General features: G+C 66.8%; 14 protein-coding genes and 1 other RNA gene. 8 read left to right on the top strand and 7 right to left on the bottom strand.

The window, feature by feature from the left end; all coding sequences use genetic code 11:
• Positions 1–14: 14 nt before the first annotated feature.
• The 5 genes from EO174_RS10165 to EO174_RS10145 all read left to right on the top strand — a co-directional run bounded on the left by EO174_RS10165 (position 15) and on the right by EO174_RS10145 (position 6,202).
• Positions 15–2,690: a M1 family metallopeptidase gene (locus EO174_RS10165; protein WP_126944254.1), complete on the top strand. Its 2,676-nt coding sequence runs from the start codon at positions 15–17 to the stop codon at positions 2,688–2,690.
• Positions 2,691–2,807: 117 nt separating this feature from the next.
• Positions 2,808–2,884: non-coding RNA, sX9 sRNA (locus tag EO174_RS10160), on the top strand.
• 31 nt (positions 2,885–2,915) lie between these two features.
• Entirely contained in the window at positions 2,916–3,443 is a 528-nt protein-coding gene (locus tag EO174_RS10155) for a GNAT family N-acetyltransferase (RefSeq protein WP_126944251.1), read from the top strand.
• Between the two features lie 324 nt (positions 3,444–3,767).
• Positions 3,768–4,691: a TrmH family RNA methyltransferase gene (locus EO174_RS10150; protein WP_126944248.1), complete on the top strand. Its 924-nt coding sequence runs from the start codon at positions 3,768–3,770 to the stop codon at positions 4,689–4,691.
• A complete protein-coding gene (locus EO174_RS10145; protein WP_126944245.1) occupies positions 4,691–6,202 on the top strand; it encodes a carboxylesterase family protein in 1,512 nt (503 codons plus the stop codon). The genes EO174_RS10150 and EO174_RS10145 overlap by 1 nt, the downstream gene beginning before the upstream one ends.
• 299 nt (positions 6,203–6,501) lie before the next feature.
• Here EO174_RS10145 and EO174_RS10135 read toward each other — a convergent pair whose 3' ends face one another.
• A complete protein-coding gene (locus EO174_RS10135) occupies positions 6,502–8,466 on the bottom strand; it encodes a glycoside hydrolase family 97 protein (protein ID WP_126944242.1) in 1,965 nt (654 codons plus the stop codon).
• 221 nt (positions 8,467–8,687) lie between these two features.
• Here EO174_RS10135 and EO174_RS10130 point away from each other — a divergent pair, with 221 nt between their 5' ends.
• Both EO174_RS10130 and EO174_RS10125 read left to right on the top strand, forming a co-directional pair.
• Entirely contained in the window at positions 8,688–12,158 is a 3,471-nt protein-coding gene (locus tag EO174_RS10130) for a LamG-like jellyroll fold domain-containing protein (protein WP_126944239.1), read from the top strand.
• 141 nt (positions 12,159–12,299) lie between these two features.
• Entirely contained in the window at positions 12,300–15,236 is a 2,937-nt protein-coding gene (locus EO174_RS10125) for a TonB-dependent receptor (protein WP_126944236.1), read from the top strand.
• A 235-nt stretch (positions 15,237–15,471) separates the two neighbouring features.
• Here the strand turns inward: EO174_RS10125 and EO174_RS10120 are convergent, their stop codons facing one another.
• The 5 genes from EO174_RS10120 to EO174_RS10100 form a co-directional block, all read right to left on the bottom strand.
• Complete coding sequence (locus EO174_RS10120; RefSeq protein ID WP_126944234.1) at positions 15,472–16,524, bottom strand: LacI family DNA-binding transcriptional regulator; 1,053 nt, start codon at positions 16,522–16,524, stop codon at positions 15,472–15,474.
• Positions 16,525–16,710: 186 nt separating this feature from the next.
• Positions 16,711–18,129 (bottom strand): M28 family peptidase, encoded by a 1,419-nt coding sequence (locus tag EO174_RS10115; protein WP_126944231.1) that lies wholly within the window; start codon positions 18,127–18,129, stop codon positions 16,711–16,713.
• Positions 18,130–18,239: 110 nt separating this feature from the next.
• On the bottom strand, positions 18,240–18,671 hold the full coding sequence (mscL, locus tag EO174_RS10110; protein WP_024940317.1) for a large-conductance mechanosensitive channel protein MscL: 432 nt from the start codon (positions 18,669–18,671) through the stop codon (positions 18,240–18,242).
• Positions 18,672–18,731: 60 nt separating this feature from the next.
• Positions 18,732–19,445 carry a fumarylacetoacetate hydrolase family protein gene (locus EO174_RS10105; RefSeq protein ID WP_126944228.1) on the bottom strand — a complete coding sequence of 238 codons (714 nt, stop codon included), beginning with the start codon at positions 19,443–19,445 and terminating at the stop codon, positions 18,732–18,734.
• 219 nt (positions 19,446–19,664) lie between these two features.
• On the bottom strand, positions 19,665–19,940 hold the full coding sequence (locus EO174_RS10100; RefSeq protein WP_126944225.1) for a hypothetical protein: 276 nt from the start codon (positions 19,938–19,940) through the stop codon (positions 19,665–19,667).
• Between the two features lie 250 nt (positions 19,941–20,190).
• Here EO174_RS10100 and EO174_RS10095 point away from each other — a divergent pair, with 250 nt between their 5' ends.
• Positions 20,191–20,532 (top strand): Rieske (2Fe-2S) protein, encoded by a 342-nt coding sequence (locus EO174_RS10095; RefSeq protein WP_104583667.1) that lies wholly within the window; start codon positions 20,191–20,193, stop codon positions 20,530–20,532.
• Between the two features lie 240 nt (positions 20,533–20,772).
• Here the strand turns inward: EO174_RS10095 and EO174_RS10090 are convergent, their stop codons facing one another.
• The gene (locus EO174_RS10090; protein WP_104648908.1) at positions 20,773–22,635 is read right to left on the bottom strand and encodes an SLC13 family permease; all 1,863 of its coding nucleotides are present in this window, start codon (positions 22,633–22,635) and stop codon (positions 20,773–20,775) included.
• Between the last annotated feature and the right edge of the window lie 62 nt (positions 22,636–22,697).

Raw genomic sequence — 22,697 nt, 5'->3', positions numbered from 1 at the left:
GACCGGAATCGCCAATGCGTCGTCTTGCCTGCCTGCTTGCTCCCTCTCTCCTTGCGCTGTGCTGCGGCACCGCGCTGGCGCAGTCCTCCGGCGAGCCGGTCCCCAATGGCCGCCTGCCGACCTGGGCGGTGCCCGAGCGCTACAGCCTGGCGTTCAAGATCGACCCGGACCAGGCCGAGTTCAGCGGCCGCAGCAGCATCCGCGTGCAGCTCAAGCGGGCCTCCGACCATCTGTGGCTGCACGGCAAGGAGTTGAAGGTCAGCAAGGCCACGGTCCAGCCGGCCAAGGGCAAGGCGCTGACCGCCCGCTACGTGCAAGCCGATGCGCAGACCGGCGTGGTGCGCCTGGATTTCGGCCGCACGCTGCAGCCGCAGACGCTTACCGTGGACATCGTCTACAGCGCGCCGCTCAACCAGCAGCTGCAGGGCCTGTATCAGGTGAAGTACCAGGGCCAGGCCTATGCGATGACGCAGATGGAGCCGATCAGCGCGCGCTATGCGTTCCCCGGGTTCGACGAGCCGGCGTTCAAGACCCCGTTCGACCTCAGCCTGACTGTGCCCACCGACGACCAGGCGCTGGCCAACACCATCGCCACCTCGACCAAGCCGGCCGGCAAAGGCTGGAAGACGGTGAGCTTCGCCCCGACCGTGCCGCTGCCGACCTACCTGGTCGCCTACGCCGCCGGCCCCTGGGACGTGGTGGACGTGCCGGCCATGCCGGCCACCACGCAGCGCCCCAATCCGACCCCGTTGCGCGGCATTGCCGCCAAGGGCCAGGGCCCGCGCATCACCCCGGCGCTGGACCAGACCCCGGCGATCATCGCCGCGCTGGAGGACTATTACGCCTTCGGTTATCCGTTCGACAAGCTCGATCTGGTCGCCGCCCCGGACTTCAGCGCCGGCGCGATGGAAAACCCCGGGTTTGTCACCTTCCGCGACTGGCTGCTGCTGCTGGACAAGGACTCGCCGGCAGAGAACGTGCAGCGCTCCTTCAACACCAATGCCCATGAGCTGGCCCACCAGTGGACCGGCGACGCCGTCACCATGGAATGGTGGGACGACCTGTGGTTGAACGAGGCGTTTGCCACCTGGATGCAGCAGAAGATCACCATGCAGCTGCACCCGGAGTACCGCGCCAATCTGGACCGCATCGCCGGTGCCCAGCATGCGATGGACAACGACAGCCTGGTCAGCGCACGCAAGATCCGCCAGCCGATCACCGGCAACGGCGATATCGAAACCGCCTTCGACGGCATCACCTACCAGAAGGGTGCGGCGGTGCTGGCGATGTTCGAAGCCTTCGTCGGCGAAGATGTGTTCCGCGAGGGCATGCGCGCCTACATCGCCAAGCATAAATTCGGCAACGCCACCGCCGACGATCTGGTCGATGCGATCGCCGCCGCCGCCGGCAAGGGCGAAGAGTTCAAGGCCGCATTCCGCAGCTTCCTCAATCAGCCGGGCGTGCCGTACCTGCAGACCCAGCTCGCCAGTGAAGGCGGCAAGACCGTGGTCAGGCTGCAGCAGCAGCGCTACCTGCCGCTGGGCTCCACCGGCGCGGCCGCGCAGCAATGGGGCGTGCCGGTGTGCGTCAAGTACGGCAAGGGCAAGGACCAGGTCGGCACCGCCTGCCAGATGCTCGACGGCGCCAGCGGCAGCATCGTGCTGGACGGCGCCGGCAAGAACACCTGGGTGTTCCCGAATGCGCGTGGCGCCGGCTATTACCGCTTCAGCCTGCCGAAGAAGCAGCTGGCCGCACTGGGCAAGCAGGTCGGCCAGCTCGACGACAACGAACAGCTGGCCTATGCCGATGCGATCGATGCGGCCTACCGCCATGGCGATGCCGACAGCGACGCGGTGCTGGCAGCGCTCAGGCAATTGGCGCCGTCCGCGTCGGCCGATGTGTCCACCGCGCTGCTGAACCGCTTCGTGTGGATCTGGCGCTACCAGGCCACCAGCGAGGCCCAGCGCGGCGCATTGCGCAAGGTGGCCGAACAGGCCTATCTGCCGCGTCTGCGTCAGCTGGGTTACACGCGGCGTAGCGGCGAATCGATCGACGACACCAGCTTGCGTTCGGCGCTGGCCGGCCTGTTCGCGCTGCGCCTGCAGAACGCGGAGGTGCGCAAGGCACTGCTCGCGCAGGGCGATGCGGTACTGGCCGGCGGCAACGGCGCACTGGACTTCTCCAAGGCCAATCCGGATCTGCTCGGCACTGCGCTGGCAGTGACCGCGCAGGAGCGCGGCGCACCGGCGGTGCAGGCCTTGATCGCTGCGCTGCGCACGCACGCCGACCCGGCGCAGCGCAACGCCATGATCGCCGCCCTGGGCGCGGTGCAGGACCCGGCGCTGCTCACCCAGGTGCGTGATTTCGCGCTGACCGATGCGATCAAGGTGGGCGAGATGAAGAGCCTGCTGACGCGCGGCCACAGTTACGAGACCTCGCACGATTCGATGTGGCCGTGGTTTACCGCCAACTTCGACCGCATCGTGCAGCGCAGCGGCTCGTTCGATGGCGGCGGGTTGCCGGCGCTGGGTGCGTCCGGTGGCTGCAGCGTGGAAGAAGCCGACCGCCTGGATGCGTTCTTCAAACCGCGCCTGGCCACGCTCAGCGGTGCCGACCGTGGCATGGCCCAGACCGGCGAGACCATCCGCCTGTGCGCCGCGCTCAAGCAGGCGCAGACCGCCAGGCGCTGAGTCGCCGGCTTGCGGCCGGGGTGCGCGGTATCGACGGTGTCGATGCTGCGCGATCCGGAGCGGCGAACGAAACGACTGCGCTCACCGTCAGGCGCGCAGCCGGTGCCTGGAATCGGCATGTGCCACGCGTACACTCCGGTTCCGGGCGCGCCTTCCGTATCCACCTGGCGACTGCCCGTTACGTTTTGTCAGCCACTGCAGGGACGAAGCGATGGACGAATATTGATGCTGCATGGAGATGGCTTCGTGCTGCGCCGCTGGCGCCAGGACGATCTGGGTGCCTTGCTGCTGCACGCCAACGACCCGCTGGTGCCGCGTGGGTTGAGTGAGCGCTTTCCGCATCCGTATACGCGCGCCGACGGCGAGGCTTTCCTGGCCGGACGCGTGGTCGACCTGCAACACCCGGTGCTGGCCATCGAGATCGACGGCCAGGCCTGCGGCACGATCGCGGTGCGTCCGGGGCAGGGCGAGCGACGCTTTTCGGCCGAGCTGGGCTACTGGATCGGCAGCGCGTACTGGGGCCGTGGCTGGATGACGCGCATCGTGGCCACTTATGTGGACTGGGCACTGCAGACCTTTCCCCTCTATCGCGTCCAGGCCACCGTGCTCGACACCAACCCGGCATCGGCCAGGGTGCTGCTGCGCAACGGCTTTGTCGAAGAAGGCGTCAGCCGCTGCGCGGTCATGAAGCCGGATGGATTGCACGATCTGCGCGTGTTCGCGCGGGTGGAGTTGCCGGCCGATCTGCACTGATCCCGGCCATGTGCGTTGGCGAACGCGTTGGCCAGGCGCGTCTGCGCGCTGCGGGTTGACGCAGATCCATCACCGGCATCGGCGCCGATCCCGCGTGTCCCGCATGGCGTCAACGTCAAACTGAGTCCTGTGGGCTGCAGGGCCCCGAAGGACGCGCGTCGGCTGTCTCGTGTACGGCTCGTTGCGCCAGTGGCTTACCATCGTCGCCAATGCGTCTGCACCGCCGGCGATGCCGGCGTGCAGGATGACGAACACCGCTGGTGGCGGAAAGGGGCGAGACGGTCCCTGCAGACCCGGCAAGCAACACGAACCTTGGACACGACGATGACACAGCATGATGGACGGGGCGCACGCCCGCCGCGCGATGGCGGCAGTTCCGGCGCCTCGCACAATCCCTGGGGCCGGGCCGCGCCGCGCGCACCGGCAGCGCGCCCGCCGGCACAGCAGGCGCCAACGGCTGACCCACTTACTGCCCCGCAGTCCGCGGCTTCGTCGTCCGGCGGCAATGCGCGCGAACTGCGGCTGTATGGCATCAATGCCGTGCAGGCCGTCTTCAAGGCGCGCCCGCAGGCGGTGCGCAAGTTGTATCTGAGCCAGGCGCGCATCCCGCAGTTCAAGGCCTTGCTGGCCTGGTGCGTGGCCCAGCGCATCGGTTACCGCGTGGTCGAGGAGGCCGATCTCAGCAAGCTCGCCGCCAGCACGCACCACGAAGGCGTGGTGGCCGATGTGCTGCGCGTCGCCCCGCAGCCGTTGCAGGACTGGCTGGCCGCGTTGCCGGCCGGGCCGGTGCTGGCACTGTGGCTGGATGGGGTGGGCAACCCGCACAACTTCGGCGCGATTTTGCGTTCGTCCGCACACTTCGGGGTGGCCGGCCTGCTGCTGCCTGCCGGCGCCACGCTGGGGCTGTCCGGTGCAGCCGCGCGCGTGGCCGAAGGTGGCGCCGAAGCGGTGCCGCTGGTGCAGCTGCCCGAGACGGCAACGGCGATGGCGCAGCTGCGCCAGGCCGGTTTTGCGGTGGCCGCCACGCTGGTGGAAGGCGGCCAGGACGTGTTCGCCGCTGCGCTACCGCAGCGGCTGGTGTATGTGATGGGCGCCGAGAGCGAGGGCATGGACCGCCAGTTCGCGCGCGATTGCGACCTGCAGTTGTCGATCCGCGGCAGCGGCAAGGTCGAAAGCCTCAACGTGGCCTCGGCCACCGCGGTGTTCCAGGCCGCCTGGCGTGCCCGTGCACTGGGCGGAACGCCGTGATGCGCCTGTCTGCCTGGCTGCTTGCCGCTGCCTGCGCAGCGAGCGCTGGCGCGAATGCTGAAGCCGCGTCCACGCCTGCCGCACCGCCTCAGGTGCGCACCGATCACGGTGTGGTGCGCGGGCAGTGGCAGGACGACGGCAGTGCGGTGTTTCGCGCGATTCCGTTTGCCGCCCCGCCGCTGGGCGCGTTGCGCTGGCAGCCGCCGCAACCGGCTGCGGCCTGGTCGGAGGTGCGCGATGCCACCCAGGCCGCCACCCCCTGCGTGCAACCGGCGCTGGGCTGGAACAATGCAATGGCCAGGCGCGGCAGCGAAGACTGTCTGTACGTCGAGGTGCAGACGCCAGCGCTGCAGCCGGCCAAGCCGCTGCCGGTGTTCGTGTGGATTCATGGCGGCGCCAATGTGGCCGGCGGCGCCGATGGCCACCTGCCGACCAACCTGGCCGCGCAGGGCATGCTGGTGGTGACGCTGCAGTACCGGCTCGGCGCGCTCGGCTTCCTGTCGCTGCCGGAGCTGCGCGATGGCGACAACCAAGCCGCCGGCAACTACGCCTTGCTCGATCAGATCGCCGCACTGCAGTGGGTGCGCGACAACATCGCGCAGTTTGGTGGCGATCCTGCGCGGGTGACCATCGCCGGGCAGTCGGCCGGCGGCCAGGACGTGGGCTTGCTGATGCTCAGCCCGCTGGCACGCGGGCTGTTCTCGGCGGCGATCGAGCAGAGCGGCACCGCCGGCTTCGGTTTGCCGGCGCGTTCGCTGGAGGACAATCGCGCGCTGGGTGTGGAAATCGCCAGGCGCGCAGGCATCGACGATGCTGCGACACGCCTGGAGCAGTTGCGCGCGTTGCCGGTGGAGCAGGTGATCAAGGCCGGGCAGGGCGTCGACGTGTCGGCACTGGATGACGATGGCTACATCTGGCTGCAGGCGGTCGTCGATGGACGCGTGCTGCCACGTGCGCCGGTCGCGTTGCTGGCCGAAGGGGCACAGGCCAAGGTGCCGCTGTTGATCGGCTACGTGGTGCAGGAGCTGGAGTACGGCGGCAAACAGGGCGCGCAGGCGCGGTTGCGCCGCGACTATCCGGCGCAGGCCGATGCGGTGCTGCAGGCGCAGCGCACGCAGGCCGCGCTGCGTGCCGCGCGTCAGGGCGATGCGGCGATGCAGCTGTCCACCGACCTGACCTTCCGCTGCCCGGCGGTAACCGTCGCCCAGCATCAGGCTGCACTCGGCGTGCCGGTGTGGCATTACGTGTTCGATACCGCCGCACCGGGCGGGCAGGTGACGCACAGCGCCGAGCTGCCGTTCCTGTTCAAGGACCTGCCGATCGGCCAGCCGCCGGTGAGCCTGCAACGCTATTGGGCCGCGTTCGTGCAGCGTGGCAATCCGAATGCCACGGGCTTGCCGGCCTGGCCTGCGTTCGCACCCGGGCATGCGGCGTTGCAGTTCGACGCCAGTGGCGTGCACCCGCTCAAGGACGCGCGCCTGGACGTGTGCGCAGGCGTGGACCTGCCGTAATCGATCGCGCGCACCGAAACGGTGCGCGCGATCGACTCAAGCCAACTCAACTCAGCTCAACGTGCGCTGCCCGGCCCGCAGAAGTAGAAACCGCCGTCGCGCAATTTCGCCGACAGGCCGGTGCAGGTGACGCCGGAGTCAATGCATACGGATACCCGTAACCGGCCATCGCCAACGTATGGCAGCACGGCTGCGCCACGCTCACCGACGACAGCCGCTGCACGGGATGGAGTACCCATGCGTCACCGACGCCGCGACCGGGTGGCATCCGCTTGCCTGGGCGATCAGCATGGCTGTTCTTACTTTTTCTGCAGTCGCACGGCAGCCCCGCCGTTTGCAGCCAATGGCAGCTGCAGGCTGTCGGTAGAGGTGAGCTGGCGCGTGTCGATGCGTACGTCCGTCGGGGCCTGGCCATCGGCGTAGATGGTGGCGGTCCAGCGGCCCTTGCCCAGGAACGCCAACGGCACCGTCAGCGTGCGCGCCTGCTCGTTGGTCATCGCGCCCACGTACCAGTCCTTGCCGCTGCGCCGCGCCAATGCGATGTGCTCGCCGATGGCGCCGTCGAGTGCGCGTGTCTCATCCCAGCTTGCCGGCACATCGCGCAGGAACTGCGCGGCCGGCACGTTTTCGTACTGCTCCGGGCTGTCGGCGACCACCGCGAATGGGCTTTCGTAGACCACATACATCGCCAGTTGCTGCGCGCGGGTGGTCATCACCTGCGGCGCGATGTGCTGCATCGTGAATTCGGCCGGGCGCACATTGCGAAAGCCGCCCGGGGTGTAGTCCATCGGGCCGAGCAACATGCGCGTGAATGGCAGCGTGAGGTTGTGGGTTGCGGTGATGCGCGTGGTCCACTTGTTGTATTCGGCGCCGAGCACGCCTTCCTGCGTGAGGTAATTGGGGTAGGTGCGGGTCAGGCCGGTCGGGTGATAGGCGCCATGCAGGTCCACCAGCAGTTTGTGTTCGGCAGCCTTGCCTAGCAGGCGATGGTAGAAGTCCACCATCTGCTGGTCGTCGCGGTCCATGAAGTCGACCTTGATACCCTTGATGCCGAGCTGCTGATACCAGGCGAGTGCTTCGTCCATGTGCGCATCGAGCGCGCGCCAATGCGCCCATAGCCACAGCCCGACATCACGCTGCCGTGCGTAGGCCACCAGGCCCGGCAGGTCGAGCTGCTCCACCGGCCGGCGGATATCGGCATCGACGTTGTACTGGCCATCGCCGGTGCTGCCGACATACCAGCCGTCGTCGATCAACATGTACTGCAGCTTCAATTGCTGCGCGTGATCGATATAGCGCTCGATCGTGGCGGTATTCATGCCCGGAGTGGCCACCCCGCTGGCCAGACTGCCCGACCACCAGTCCCATGCCGATTTGCCCGCGCGCACCCAGCTCGCATCGAAGGCGGGCGGCGGGTTGAGCGCAGAAATCAGGTTGGATTCGATCAGGCTGGCCGGGCTGTCGCCCAGCATGATCACCCGCCAGGGCGTGGCGAAGTCCTGGCCGTTGGCATCGACGCTGACCGCCAGCGTGGGGTCGTCCAGGCGTGGCGATAATTTCGCCGCGACGCCCAGGCTGCCATCCTCGCGGCCGGTGAGATACAGGCCGGCATAATCGCGCAGGTTGGCCTCGGCAATCGCCAGCGTGGTGCCGCCGGCATCGGTCTGGCAGACCAGCGGCAGTTCCAGCAGATGGTGCGGGCGCAATCTGGATGCGGCGATCGCATCGTATTCGCCCTCGTGGCTGGTTCCAAAGCGCCCCAGGTTCAAGGTCCAGCATGGGTAATCGCTGGGAAAGGCGAAGCCGGTGAGCTCATTGCGAATCCGCACCTCACCGGCGTCGGGCAGCACGTAGCGCAGCGCAACGCCGTCGTCGTAGGCACGCAATTCCACCGTCAGGCGTCGCTGTCTGGGGTCTGACAACTGCACGCGCAACTGGCGGTAGTGATCGCGCGCCTGACGCGTCTTGCCCACGGCCAAGTCGAACCGGCCATCATGCGTTTCGGTCGTGCTGCCCTGCAGCGTCATCGCCTTGCCGAGGATGTTGGCGCGGCCCAGGTCCAGTCCGAGCGGCGCGTCGTCGAGTACGACATTGTTGCGATACAGCACGCGATAGCTTGGCACGCCACCCTCGCGCAGGGTGAATTCCACCTGCGTACGTGCGTCCGGCGATTGCACCTGCAAACGCTGCGCAGCTGCAGGTAGCGCGATCGAAGACAGCAGTACGCACGCCGCCGGTAATGCCGACTGGATCAGGTTTCGCATGAGTCCCTCCTCCTGGGAGCGCCAACCCTAACGCAGAACGGTTGTCGTCGATATCCACCTTGGGGTAACGTTACCTCGCACCATGGCCGCTGAAACAGGGGCGGCAGCCACGGGCGGCATCACGGGAGATGCAAACGGCAAGGCGACGATGGGTTGCTTTGGCGGTTGCGTCGCCGCGGTGTGCACCGTTGCTTGGCAGTAGAGCTTGGGAGAGGCCTCTAATGCTATTGGTTCGCAAGGCGTTCCGCCGTGGAGCGCTGTGGGTGTTGTGTGGTTGCATGGCCTGGGCTGCAGTGGAGGCTGCGCCCGCCGATGTGCAGTCGCCCGGTCCATACGATGTCCGCGTGCTGGCGGGCGGGATGGGGCTGGCAAAGAAGCTTGCCGCCGATGCGCCATGGCTGGCTGCCGACGCAGACTGGAGCATGTCCGGCTGGGTGCGTCCCTCGCGTGCGACTGCCGGCCCGGCATTGATCGCCGGGATGGGCGATCCGAAGTCGGCCGGGCGTTATTTCGCGATCGACAACGGCCGGCTCGCCTTCGTGCAGGGTGCCGATACTGTGCTGCGCAGCAAGCAGGCGCTGCCTGCGGGGGCCTGGACGCAGGTGGCTGCGGTGGCGCAGGGCGGGCGGTTGGCGCTGTACGCCAATGGCCGCCAGGTCGCCAGCGGTGCGGTCCGCCAGGGCGCGGTCGCGCCCGTGCTGATGTTCGGTCCACGCGAGCAGCCCGCCGTCTATACGCAGCACTTGGGTGGCGAGATCGCCGGTTTCCTTGCGCACTCCGCTGCACTGGATGCGCCGGCCATCGCGCAGCTTGCGGCCAAGGCGCCGGACCCGGCCTTGCAGCGTTTCGAAGACGCCTCGCCGGCCTGGCAGGTCCAGGTCAGGCAGATGGCTGGCCAGGTCGCACCGCAGCCGCCCGCAACGCTGCCGCGCAGCGCGGCGGCCTTCTCTGCGCCGGTCGCCAAGCCGGTACAGCCGACGCCCGCGTTGCAGCCGCTGGATGCAGCGGCATGGCGGGTCGGCGCGTGGGAACTGGCTGCGGCGCCGGAGCTTGGGCAGGCCACCGGCGCCAGCCTGTCGCGCGGTGATGACAGCGGCGGCGCTGCGGCCTGGCGCGTGGCCACCGTACCGGGCACCGTGCTCACCACGCTGGTCGATCGGGGCGTGTATCCGGACCCGGATATCGGTCTCAACAACATGGCCATTCCCGAATCGCTGAGCCGGCAGGACTGGTGGTACCGCAGCCGTTTCGATCTGCCCGCTGCAGCGCAGGGCAAGCGGCTGGAACTGCTGTTCAACGGCATCAACTACGCGGGCGAGGTCTGGGTCAACGGCACCCAGGTCGGGCGTACGCGCGGTGCGTTCGCACGCGGCCGCTTCGATGTCAGCAAGCAGCTCAAGGCTGGCCGCAACATCATTGCCGTGCGCGTCTCGCCGCCGCCGCATCCGGGCATCGCGCATGAGCAGTCGATGACCGCGGGCGTGGGCGAGAACGGCGGTGTGCAGGCACTGGACGGGCCGACCTTCATCGCCAGCGAAGGCTGGGACTGGATTCCGGCGGTGCGCGATCGCAACGCCGGGCTGTGGCAGGACGTGCAGTTGCACGCCACCGGGCCGCTGGCGCTCGGCGACACCCGGGTGGTGACGACGCGGCTGGCCCCGGATCACCGGCGTGCCGAGCTTGAAATCAGCGTGCCATTGCGCAACGACAGTGCCGCGGGGGTGCAGGGCACCCTGCAACTGGCCATCGGCGATGTGCGCATCCAGCGGCAGGTCAACGTGCCGGCCGGTGGTACCACGCTCACGCTCAGCGCCGCCGATACGCCGGAACTGGTGATCGCCAATCCGCGCCTGTGGTGGCCCAACGGTTATGGCGAGCCTGCGTTATATACCTTGCAGGCCAGCGTCGAGGTGGCCGGTACGCCATCGGACACGCAGCAGCTGCGCTTCGGCATTCGCGAGGTCGGCTACGAGCTGTCGCTGTTCGACCAGGACGGTGCGCTGCGCCGCGTGCTGGTGGATTTCAACAAGGCACGTCAGCGTGGCGAACGCATCGTCGATGCCCGCCACAGTGCGATCCGCCCCGTGCCCGGCGGCGATGCGCAATCGTTCTATCCCGGCGCGCAGGCATCGCCGGCAGTCACGCCGCTGAGCGATGACGCGCTGGCGCCGTACCTGGCCATCCGCATCAATGGCGTGCGCATTGCCGTCAAGGGCGGCAACTGGGGCATGGACGACTGGCGCAAGCGTGTCTCGCGCGAGCGGCTGGAGCCGTACTTCCGCCTGCAGCGCGATGCGCATTTCAACGTGGTGCGTAACTGGGTGGGGCAGAACACCGAAGCCAGCTTCTTCGAGCTGGCCGACGAATACGGCATGCTGGTGCTCAACGACTTCTGGCAGTCCACCCAGAACTACAACATGGAACCGGCCGATGCGGCGCTGTTCCTGGACAATGCCGCCGAGGTGATCAAGCGCTTCCGCAACCATCCCTCCATCGTGCTGTGGTTCGGCCGCAACGAGGGCGTGCCCGCACCCATCCTCAACGAAGGGCTGGATGCGCTGGTGGCCGAGCTCGATGGCACGCGCTGGTACACCGGCAGTTCCAACCAGGTCAATCTGCAGGGCAGCGGCCCGTACAACTACCGCGAGCCGGTGGGGTACTTCAACGCCCTGGCACAGGGCTTTTCGGTGGAAGTGGGCACGCCCTCGTTCTCCACCCTGGAGTCGTTCAAGGCCTCCGTCCCGGCGGCGCAGGACCAGTGGCCGATCAGCGATGCCTGGGCCTATCACGACTGGCACCAGTCCGGTAACGGCGACACCGCCAGCTTCATGCGTTCGCTCACCGACAAGCTGGGTGCGCCCACCAGCCTGGAAGATTTTGAGCGCAAGGCGCAGTTGCTCAACTACGACACCCATCGCGCCATCTTCGAAGGCTTCAACGCGCAGCTGTGGACCAAGAACAGCGGGCGCCTGCTGTGGATGAGCCATCCGGCCTGGCCCAGCAACATGTGGCAGATCTACAGCCACGACTACGACACCCACGCGGCCTACTACGGCGTGCGCAATGCGGCGGAGATGCTGCATGTGCAGATGAACCTGCCCGGCCACGAGGTGGTGGTGGTCAACAATGCCAGCGACCCGGTACGTGGCCTGCGTGTGCGTGCAGAGGTCTACAGCAGCAATGGCGCATTGCTGCAGCAGCGCGAACAGGCCGTGGACGCCGCGCCCGTTGCGGTCTCGGCACCGGTGCTGCAACTGGCGCCGTTGCTCAAGGACACCAACGGGCTGGGGTTTGTGCGGCTGCAATTGCTCGATCGCGATGCGGTCGTGCGTTCGCGCAATTTCTACTGGGTGGCGCGCGATGCGGCGGCCATGCGTGGCCTGGATGCGCTGGCGGCAGTGCCGGTGCAGCTCAGCACGCAGCTGCAGGAGGGGGCCGAGCCGGTGCTGCGCGCCACCGTGCGCAATGCCTCGCAGCAGGTGGCGCTCAATACCAAGCTGACCCTGGTGGACGCGCAGGGCCAACGCATCCTGCCGGCCTACTACAGCGACAACTATCTCAGCCTGGTGCCGGGCGAGCAGCGCGAGGTCGAGATCCGCGGCCCGTCCGCGGCGAGCCTGCGCAACGCCACGCTGCAGGTGCGCGGCTGGAATGTCGAGCCATCAACAGGCGTTGCCAACGGACTTCCGTAACGGCGCCGACGAGTTGCCACGCCGTGCCCCTGCACGGCGTTCGCACTGCCGCGCCGATTGCGCGTCAGCCAATACCGCATTGCCGTTGCTGCAATGCCATTCGAAACGGTCGTGGATTGTCGTCATCCCTGGGAGGGGACCATGAACAAGTTGCATCGCAGTACGCGTCACACCCCGCTGGCCGCCGCGCTGGCGGCTGCACTCACACTGGTCGCGGCAACTGCCGCAGCGCAGGAAGCCGGCAGTACGGCCGGCGTCACCGAGCTGGACAAGGTCATGGTCAAGGGCGTGCGCGGCGCGCAGGCCGAGGCCATCGAGAACAAGCGCACCGCCGCGCAGATCATCGACTCGATCTCTGCAGAAGACATCGGCAAGCTGCCCGACGTCACCATCACCGATTCGCTGCAGCGCGTGCCCGGCGTGCAGATCCGGCGCTCGGCCGGCGAGGGCTCGCAGCTCAATATCCGCGGCATGCCGCAGGTGCAGACCACGATGAATGGCGAGTTGTACCTGAGCGCCGGTGGCGGCGATCAGTTCGGCCAACCCAACATCGGACGTGCGCAGCCGGACTTCGTCGACATTCCGCCGACGCTGTTCAGCGGCGTGGACGTGATCAAGTCGCCGACCGCCGCGGACCTGGATGGCGGCATCAGCGGCACGGTGTCGCTGAAGACACGGCGCCCGTTCGACCTGCCCGAAGGCTGGACCTTCAGCGGCCAGGCCGAAGGTTCCTACGGCGACCGCGTGCAGGAACTCAACGAGCTGTACTCGGGCCTGGCCAGTTTCCGCACCGAGCGCTGGGGCGCGTTGCTGGCGGTGTCGTACTCCGATGCCACGCTGGAAAACAAGCACCCCAGCGTGTATTCCAACGGCGCGCAGAAATCCACCGAGCAGAACGTGGGCTTCGATTTCAACGGCGATGGCCGCATCGGCAGCAATACCGATCCGTCCAACCTGCCACGCGACTATTTCTACAACTGGGTCGCCACCGAGCTGGATAACCGCAGCACCGACCGCCAGCGCACCGGCGTCAACGGCTCGTTCCAGTTCAACATCAACGATTCGTGGACGGTGCTGGCCGATGCGGCCTATACCAAGCTCGAAGACCAGGACACCTCGGTGGCCGCACAGCTGCACACCGGCTGGGCCACCAACCAGTTGCAGCCCGGATCGGTGGTCGATTCCAATGGCGTGCTGGAATACGGCCAGTTCCGCTACAACCGCTTCCAGGCGCATTCGATGGCCGGCGTGGCCGATTCGGATTCGCTCAACACCAACCTGGAGCTGCGCTTCGACGACGGCGGTCCGTTCCGTGCCTCGTTCCGTTGGGTGCATGGCGATGCGCAGCGTACCTACGACGAAGCGCGCGCCGATGCGGTGGTGACACGCGGCGACCAGATCACGCGCGCCGGCGGCGTCACGCAATGGGCCAATGCCAACGGACTGCCGACGGTGGATGCCTCGGTGGATTTCCGCGGCACCTATCCGGCAGTCAACCTCGGTACCGACGTGTCCAACCCGGACAACTGGCAGCTGATGTCGACCTGGGCGCAGGGCAACAAGATCGAAGCGACGATGGACGCGTTCCGCGCCGACGGCACCTTCGAGTTTGATGAGGGCGTGGTGCGCGGCTTCCAGTTCGGCATCCGCTATGGCGAGCGCGAGGTCAAGCTGGACACCTATCGCTACTTGTCGCCGGTGTCCACCAGCTGCACCGACCCGAACCGCTCGCTGTACTACTTCAAGGATCCGCTGATCGTGGATACCTGCAGCGGTGTCTCCGAGGCGCGCCTGCTGCCGTTCAATTCGATCCCCGGTTACTGGGCCTACTTCAACGACTTCGATCCGCTCAGGGTCACCGGCCTGGGCAGCCAGGGGCTGCCGGCGATCAACCCGCAGGTCATGAAGGACCCGGTGGGCTACCTCAACAGCCTGTACCCGGGCAACGTGGCCTACCAGCAGGCCGCCGATTCCTACAAGGTCACCGAAAAGAGCACCGCGGCGTACTTCCTGGCGAACCTGGAAGGCGGCACCGGCAGCGCGGTGCCGTGGACGGCCAACATCGGCGCGCGCATCGTGCAGACCAAGCTGGCGATCGATCAGTACCTGAGCAGCGGCAACGTGTTCATCGGCAACGTCGAATGGAATGGCGTCAGCCCGGCGATCGGCACCAATCGCCTGAACCGTCAGTACACCGACGTGCTGCCCACCGCCAACCTGTCGCTGGACATCACCGACGCGCAGAAGCTGCGCTTTGCCTACAACAAGGCGGTGGCGCGCCAGGACCTGCCCGATCTCGGGCGCGGGTTGGTGAGCTTCTACGCGGTCAATGGCACGCCGCCGCGCAACCCTGCGTTGCCCTCGGACGCGGTGCTGTTCCTCAATGGCCGCTCCGGTAACCCGGATCTCGATCCGTATCGCGCCACCAACTACAACGCCTCGTGGGAATGGTATTTCTCCGATGCGTCGCTGGTCAGCGTGGGTGCGTTCCTGATCGACGTGAAGTCGTTCCCCACCACGGTGACCAACATCGAACTGTTGCCCGACGCCGATGGCGTGGCGCGGCTGGGCGGCCCTGTGGAGCGCATCGTCAATGGCGGCGGCGGCAAGATCAAGGGCTTTGAAGTCGGCTATCAACAGGCCTTCGACTTCCTGCCCGGCTGGTTGAGTGGCTTCGGTACCAACATCAACTACACCTTCTCCGATGCCGACACCGACAACACCGATATCCAAGGCAATACGTTGCCGATCGGCGACAATTCCAAGCACCAGGCCAACGCGGTGCTGTGGTACCAGAAGGACAAGTTGCAGGCACGCGTGGCCTACAACTGGCGCAGCAAGCGCTTCAGCCAGGTCAACAGCGGTGCGTGGGGCGACGAGCTGGCGATCTGGAACGACGACGTTGGCTATCTCGATGCGTCCTTCAGCTACGACGTCAACGACCACCTGACCCTGTACGCCCAGGCAACCAACCTGACCGGCGAAAGCGAGCGGCGCTACGCGCAGTGGACCAACCACTACTACGACCAGAACATCTTCGAGCGTCGTTACTACGCCGGCCTGCGTCTGCGCTTCTGATCCGGCTGTGCGTTGTGCGACATGGCGCACCCCCGCGCCGTGTCGCACATGTTTCGCTGTTGTCACTCTCCAGGCGGTCATTGCGCTTTCTTCCCGTCGCCGTTGATTGCGGCGCTGCAGTACGCCTGACGGCAACGTCAGGCACCCTCCCATTCGGCCGCATCGTCGGGAAGCGATGTGGCCGTTTTTTGTGTGTGATGGCGCAGGCGTTACCCGATGCCGATCGATGCAGCGCTTACCGCGCCGGCGGCCCGGCCGTCGAGCCGCGCTTGACCACGGTGTACTTCATCACCTGGTGCACGCCCTGCGCGGGATCGCCCTTGCGTCGCTGGCGGATCGCATCGGCCAGCAGCGACACCGCGGCGCGGCCCATCGCGGTGACCGGTTGATGCACGGTGGTGAGCTCGGGCCAGATGGTGGTGGCCACCGGGGTGTCGTCGAAGCCGGCGACCGAGACATCCTCGGGTACGCGCAAGCCCAGGCCGTGTGCGACCGCAACGGCCGCAGCCGCCATATCGTCGTTGCTGCAGAAGATGGCGGTGGGCGGTTGCGCCTGTGCGAGCAGGCTGCGCGCGGCGAGCAGGCCGGAGTGATAGGTGAACAGACCCTCTGCCATCAATTCCTCGGCCACGGGCAGGCCAGCGGCCTGCAGGCTGTCGAGATAGCCATTGGCACGCAACGCGCTTGGCGTGTGCTTGGGGTCGCCCTTGATCAATGCGATGCGGCGATGGCCCAGTTCAATCAGGTGGTCGACGATGGCGCGCGCGGCCTGGTAATCGTCGATGCGCACCGAGCTGATCTGCGCCATCGGTGCGCCGCTCGCCACCGCCACGACCGGGATGCCGCGTGCATCGAGTTCGGCGATGGTCTGGCGCGAATCGCATAACGGGGGCGGCAGGATCACGCCGTCCACGCCGGCTGCCAGCAAGCGTTCGGTGGCGGCACGCTGGCTGCGGATGGCACCGCATTTTTCCACCAGCACCTGGCTGCCATTGAGGCTGCTTTGCTCGAGCAGGCCGAGCATGAATTGATTGAGGTAGGCCGCGCTGGGATTGCTGTACAGCACGCCGATGCGCAACAGGCCGCTGGTGCGCAACGAACGGCCTGCCAGATTGGGCCGGTACCCCAATGCCTGCACCGAGGCTTCCACGCGCACGCGCATGTCCTCGCCGACATGCGGGTGACGGTTGATGACGCGCGAGGCCGTCATCGGCGAGACGCCGGCGTGCTTGGCGACATCCAGCAAGGTTGCTGCGTTGTTGGCACTGCGTTGGCGCTTGGCCGCCATTGTGGGTGCTCGTCCTGGAGTGGAGGCGAAAAGGGCAGCAGGTACGCTCGAGGCCTGCAGTACCGCGACGTGCCTGGCCGCTGGCATTCGCTGTCGATGGTGGTATCGGCACGGACGACGCGCCGCGTGCGCGTCATCCGTGCCGCTCGCCCTCAACAAGGGCGCCTGCGACGCCTTCCGTCGCAGTTATTCGCTCGGCGGTTGCACGCTTTTCGCGCGACTGCCGAAATCGCCATCGGCCTCGGCTGCCAGGTATGCAAATACCGTGTAGGCCGCCACGTTCTGCGCCAGCGCCTTGGGGTCGATCTTGTCCAGGGTGTCGTCGGCGGTGTGGTGCAGGTCGAAGTAGTCGGTGCCGTCCTGCGCCAGCCATGCCCATGCGCCGCCCTTGGCGGAGATCGGCCCGACATCCGGGCCGGGGCCGCCCTTGTCCGGCGCATATGCGATGCCCAACGGCGCGAGCACCTCGGCGATCTGCCTGGTCGCGGCGCGCGAGTCTTCCGGTGCGGCCGAGCCGGTGTTGAACGCATAGATGCGCCCGGCCCCGAAGTCGCTCTCTGCGCCGATCTGATGCAGCGCCATGTCCTTGGCATCCTTGCCATGCGCGGCCGCATACGCCTTGCCGCCGTACAGGCCCTGCTCCTCGTTGGCGAAGGCCACCACGCGAATCGTGCGCTTGGGCGCCTGCTTGAGCTGGCCGATCAGGTGGCCCGCGGCCATGGTGATCGCCACGCCGGCGCCATCGTCGATCGCGCCGGTGCCCAGATCCCAGGAATCCAGGTGCCCGCCGATCACCACCACTTCCTTGGGCTTGCTGCGTCCGGTGATTTCGCCGATCACGTTGTACGAAGTCGCCGTGCCATCCCAGCCGCAATCCAGTGCCAGCCGCACACGCGTGCTGCCCAGCGCGGCCAGGCGCGCGAGCTGGTTGGCATCGGGCACCGACAACGCTGCTGCCGGCACCGGCGTCAGGCCTTCGTCGAAACGGGTGATGCCGGTATGCGGCACGCGGTGCGAGTCGGTGCCGGCCGAGCGCATCACGAAGCCGATCGCGCCCTTGCGGATCGCTTCCGACGGGCCCTTGCTGCGCACCGCGCCGCCATTGCCGTAATCCTTGCCGTCGCGCGCCTTGGTCATCTGGTAATCGACGAATGCGATCTTGCCGGCCAGCGAGCCGGCCGGTGCGGCCTGCAGTGCGGCCAGGTTGTCGAAGCGCACCACCTCGCCCTCGACGGTGCCACCCGGGCTGCCGCCCAGGGCGGTGATGTGCAGGGGCTGCGCATGCGCACCGATCACCGCGGCCTGTTCGCTGCGCCGCTGCCACTTGGGAAAGCGCACCGGCTCGGTCCACACCTTGTCGAAGCCCAGTGACTGGAACTTGGCCTTGGCCCAGGCCACCGCGCGCGGATCGGCCTCGCCACCGGCGATGCGCGGGCCCACTTCGGTGGTCAACGATTCCACCACCGCAAAGCCGGTGTCGTCGGCCAAGGCCTGCGCGCGCAGCTGCGCGGCGGTGCGCAGTGCGCTATCGGCGATGGTGGTCTGTGCGGCGAGCGCGGGTGCGCAAGCGAGTAGGGCAGAGATGGCAACAGCGAGGCGACGCATGCAGGGCGGCTCCAACGACAAGGGGGACCCCGAGCTTATCAGCGCGAGGTCCCCCGTCTGCGTGCGAAAGGTCATCCTCCTGCGCGACGTTGCGCAATGGATGTGCCCGCTTACGGCACGCCTGGTGTCTTCAGCGTGTCGTTCTTCAACGAATCGCGAATCTCGCGCAGCAACAGCACTTCTTCGCTCGGGCCCTTGGGGGCGTCCGGCTTGCGGTGGGTCAGGCGGTTGATCAACTTGACCACCATGAAGATCGCGAAGGCGATGATCACGAACTGCACGACGGTGTTGATGAAATCGCCGTAGCCGATGGCCACCGCCGGAATTTCCTTGCCGGTGGCATCGACGCCGGCAGGCTTGAGCACCCAGGCCAGGCGTGAGAAATCCACATTGCCGATGGCCCAGCCGATCGGCGGCATGATGATCTTTTCCACCAGCGCGGTGACGATCTTGCCGAACGCTGCACCGATAACCACACCGACCGCCAGGTCGATGACATTGCCACGCATCGCGAATTGCTTGAATTCGCTGACCATTCCCATAGCGCACTCCAGATGCGGTCGCGGACCAACTGCCGCGGCGTGATCGTAGCGGGCGGCGTGTCAGCCCGCGATGATGCCGTGGCGCTCGGCGACGTTTTCCAGACGTGCACTGAATTGATCGCCCGGCAGCAGTGGGCCGACACCGGCCGGCGTGCCCATGAAGATCAGATCGCCCGCGCGCAACGCATAGAGTTTGGAGAGCTCATGCAGGATTTCCGGCACGTTCCAGATCATCTGGTCCAGCAACGACTGCTGACGCACCTGGCCGTTGACCTCCAGCGACAGGTTCAATGCCTCCAGCGCACCCACTTCGCCGGCATGCACCAGCTCGCTGATCGGCGCGGAGTGATCGAAGCCCTTGGCGATGTCCCACGGCAGGCCCTTGGCCTTGGCGGCGGCCTGCAGATCGCGTCGGGTCAGGTCCAGGCCCACGCCGTAGCCATAGATCAGCGCCTCTGCCTGATCCACCGGCAACTCGCCGGCCGGCGCATCGCGGCCCAGTGCCACCACCAGCTCCACTTCGTGGTGCAGTTCTTTGGTGCCGGGTGGGTACGGAATGTGGTCGCCATGGCCGACCACGATTGCATCGGCAGGCTTCATGAAAAAGGTCGGCTGGCCACGCTCGGCCCTGGAGGCAGGCGCTGCGGCGCCCATCTCGCGCGCGTGATCGGCAAAGTTGCGGCCGACACAGTAGATACGGTGCACCGGAAAGTTGCCGCCACCAACCACCGGAATGCGCGGGACGTCGGCGGCGGGAATCACATCGTGGGTCATGCACGCATCCTTGGGGAACGGGGCAGCTGAGTCTAGCCGTTTGGCCGTGCATGACGGAACCGCCGTGCTGCGCGTTGAGTGCATCGCGCCGCCTGGCCGGCAGTGCGTGCGATCACGGTCTGCGTCGGCGCAGGCGAAAGCGCGCATGCCGGTCAGCTCATGCGCGCAGTGATATCAGCATTCAATGCCCACCGCGCCGGATGGCGGTGGCGCGGTGCTTCAGTGCGACAACGGCAACGCGGGCTTGCGCACCACGCGGTACTCGGCTTCGACCACGCGTGTCTGTTGCGACGTGCGACGGTTCGACTTGCTCAGCAGCTTCCAGGCGATGCCGCCCAGGATCATCGCCGCGCCCACGAACACGCTGAAGAAGATCAGCACGGCAAGGATGACCAGACCGGCCAGGCCGGCGGCAACGCGCACCAGCGGGTGACGTGGCTTGCGCGGGGCAAACAGGTGGTGGAGGTTGCCGAATTGGAAGAGGCGTGCAGGCATGGCGGTGGGCTGCCGGGCAGGAAACAGGCCCGCAGTATCGTTGCGGTTTCATGTCATTGAGTGAAAACTTCGTTAAACAATGGCCTGTTTTGTTAAGTCCATCACATCCAGTGGGCTAGAAGCAGGGCGTCCGGTCGGCAGGAACGCGCATTCGTGAGCGCAGTAGACGCATGCGTGGTGCCCATCGCATGGCGTCGGCGCGATGCAGGCGCGTGCCACAATCGCAGTCCGTTCTCCCACAGCAGACCGCATGTCTTCGCCATCGCCCACCACGCTTGCCGACCTGGCGCAGATTCCCGATGCCGGATTTCTGGAAGTCGAAGCGGTGTGGGACGGCGGCGCGGAGTCGCTGGTGCTGTATCGCGATGGTGCACAGGTGCGCGCCTGGTTGAACGTCTGTCCGCATGCCGGCAGGCGGCTGGATTGGGCACCCGGCCAGTTCCTCAAGACCAAGGAAGGCCACCTGGTCTGCGCGGCACACGGCGCGGCGTTCGAGCTCAGTGGCGGCGAATGCATCAGCGGGCCGTGCCGCGGTCAATCGCTGCTGGCGGTGCCGGTACGCATCGAGGGGACGCAGGTGGTCCTTGGCTAGGTTGCCGCTCTAAGGCCGCGTCACCGATCCAGTACAACGTCCGCGTGCCGAGTCCGGAGCAAAGCGCGGCTGGCAGGACATCGCCAGCAGTCGTCGGCCAGCTTCAATCAGCAGGTGGCGCCGTCGCCATGTCTCGTGTCTGGCGATCGGGCGTGCAATGCGCCTAACGGCGCACCATCGATCATCGATCTATCTGCGCGCATATCTGCAGCGATCGCCGTCGCCGGCCACTACGCCGATTCAGCGCGCTGCCCACCAGAACATCAGGTTGATCATCGAGACCATGACCACGACGTAGATCAGCGACAGCGGTGCGCCCACGCGCCACAGCTCGCGCGGCTGATAGTTGGCCGGGCCGGCCACCATCGAGATCACCGGGTTGGAGGCGGTCATCAGATTGTTGGACGCCGACAACGCCACGATCAGTGCGAACGCGGTCGGATTGCCGTTGGCCGCCAATGCCAGATTGACCGCGATCGGCACCATCACGATGGTGGCGCCGACATGGCTGATCACCAGCGAAAACGCGGTGGTCAGCAGCGCCAGGCTGATTTCCAGCGCCCACACCGGAATGCCCTCGGGCAGGCGGTCGATGGTGTGGCCGGCCACCCAGGCCGCGGTGCCGCTGCTGTCCATTGCCCAGCCCAGTGGAATCAGGCCGGCCATCATGAAGATGGTCTTCCAGTTGATCGAGGCGTAGGCCTCGTCCATGCGCAGCACGCCGCTCACCAGCATGCAGGCCACGCCGGTCATCAAGGTCAGCGCCACCGGCAGCCGCGAGGTCAGCGCGATCAGGATGGTGAAGGCGAAGATCGCCATGGCGATCTTGAACTTGTGCGGACGCTGTTCGCCCTTGGGGAAGTCGGTCACCGGCACGAAGTCGCGGCTTTCCGCCGCCTGCGCCAGGTCCTGCCAGATGCTGTGGAACACCAGCATGTCGCCGCCGCGCAGCGGCACGTTGCGCACGTCCTCGCGGATCACCTGCTTGTCGCGGTTGATCGCCAGCAGGCTGATGCCGCTCTGCTTGCGCAGGCGCAACTCGGCGGCGGTCTTGCCGATCAGCCGCGAGTTGGGCGGAATCAATGCTTCGGAAATGCCGGCCAGGCTGGGATTGAACAGATCGCCCAGGTTGCGCAGGCGCGAGGACATGCGCAGGAACTGGTTCTGCGCAAAGTCGGTCACTTCCTGGCGCGGCCCCATCGCCCCGAGCACGCTGCCGACCCAGATGCGCATGTCCGCCGGCGGCGCCAGGCGGGTGTCGTTGCCGGTCTTCAAGGCGAGCAGCAAGGGCGCGTCGTGCAGCGCCTCGGCCTCGCCCAGGGTCATGCCGACCAGCGGGCTTTCGGCGCTGACGGTGAGCTCGAACACGTCGCCGTCGATGCCGTACGTCTTGGCGAAATAGCTCTCGGTGCGCGAGGGCGTGACGCCTTCGTTGATCAGGCGTTCTTCCTCGATCAGCTTGCGGTCGCCGTAGAAACGGAAGTACAGCAATGCGGCGATCAGCAGGGCCACGCCGATCGGCAATGGCGCGAACATCGTCAATGGCTCGATGCTGGCCATGCCCGAGGGCAGGTTGTTATTGGCCGACACCAGCAGGTCGTTGAGCAGGATCAGCGGCGAATTGCCCACCATGGTCAGCGCGCCGCCCATCACGATGGCCGCGGCGATCGGCAGCAACATGCGTTGCAGGGTCAGCCCGGTGCGCGCTGCCAGCCGCGAGGCGACCGGCAGGTACAAGGCCATCACCGACGGGTTCTGCATGAAGGACGAGTTCAGGCCGGAGATGGCCAGCGTCATCATCATCAGACGTTGTTCGCTGCCGTGCGAGCGCCGCAGCAACCAGGTCGCCAGGCGATTCAACGCACCGGTGCGCTCCAGCCCCGCACCGAGGATGGTGGTGGCGATGATGCTCATCACCGCGTTACCGGAGAAGCCACCGAACAGTTCTTCCGGCGCCACCAGCCCGGTGACGCCCAGCACCACCAGCACGATCAACGCCACCACATCGGCGCGAATGCGCTCGAACAGGAACATCGCCATCGTGAAACCGACCAGCCCGAGGACGAGCTTCATATCGTTGGTCAGTGTCAGCGCGGTATCCATTGGGGGCCGGGAATGGGGAGTCGGGAATAGGGAATTGGCAGAGCGGGAAAGCGCTGACGCTG

The sequence above is a fragment of the Xanthomonas sp. BRIP62418 genome (assembly GCF_003993495.1).
GTDB lineage: Bacteria > Pseudomonadota > Gammaproteobacteria > Xanthomonadales > Xanthomonadaceae > Xanthomonas > Xanthomonas euroxanthea.
Note: the sequence above shows the minus strand (reverse complement) of the source record. Positions and strands in the feature narration are given on the sequence as shown.

Bases quoted from the DNA above. Each gene is read 5' to 3' on its own strand.
- EO174_RS10165 (WP_126944254.1), top strand. From the start codon at position 15: ATGCGTCGTCTTGCCTGCCTGCTTGCTCCCTCTCTCCTTGCGCTGTGC.
- EO174_RS10155 (WP_126944251.1), top strand. From the start codon at position 2,916: ATGCTGCATGGAGATGGCTTCGTGCTGCGCCGCTGGCGCCAGGACGAT.
- EO174_RS10150 (WP_126944248.1), top strand. From the start codon at position 3,768: ATGACACAGCATGATGGACGGGGCGCACGCCCGCCGCGCGATGGCGGC.
- EO174_RS10145 (WP_126944245.1), top strand. From the start codon at position 4,691: ATGCGCCTGTCTGCCTGGCTGCTTGCCGCTGCCTGCGCAGCGAGCGCT.
- EO174_RS10135 (WP_126944242.1), bottom strand. From the start codon at position 8,466: ATGCGAAACCTGATCCAGTCGGCATTACCGGCGGCGTGCGTACTGCTG.
- EO174_RS10130 (WP_126944239.1), top strand. From the start codon at position 8,688: ATGCTATTGGTTCGCAAGGCGTTCCGCCGTGGAGCGCTGTGGGTGTTG.
- EO174_RS10125 (WP_126944236.1), top strand. From the start codon at position 12,300: ATGAACAAGTTGCATCGCAGTACGCGTCACACCCCGCTGGCCGCCGCG.
- EO174_RS10120 (WP_126944234.1), bottom strand. From the start codon at position 16,524: ATGGCGGCCAAGCGCCAACGCAGTGCCAACAACGCAGCAACCTTGCTG.
- EO174_RS10115 (WP_126944231.1), bottom strand. From the start codon at position 18,129: ATGCGTCGCCTCGCTGTTGCCATCTCTGCCCTACTCGCTTGCGCACCC.
- mscL (WP_024940317.1), bottom strand. From the start codon at position 18,671: ATGGGAATGGTCAGCGAATTCAAGCAATTCGCGATGCGTGGCAATGTC.
- EO174_RS10105 (WP_126944228.1), bottom strand. From the start codon at position 19,445: ATGACCCACGATGTGATTCCCGCCGCCGACGTCCCGCGCATTCCGGTG.
- EO174_RS10100 (WP_126944225.1), bottom strand. From the start codon at position 19,940: ATGCCTGCACGCCTCTTCCAATTCGGCAACCTCCACCACCTGTTTGCC.
- EO174_RS10095 (WP_104583667.1), top strand. From the start codon at position 20,191: ATGTCTTCGCCATCGCCCACCACGCTTGCCGACCTGGCGCAGATTCCC.
- EO174_RS10090 (WP_104648908.1), bottom strand. From the start codon at position 22,635: ATGGATACCGCGCTGACACTGACCAACGATATGAAGCTCGTCCTCGGG.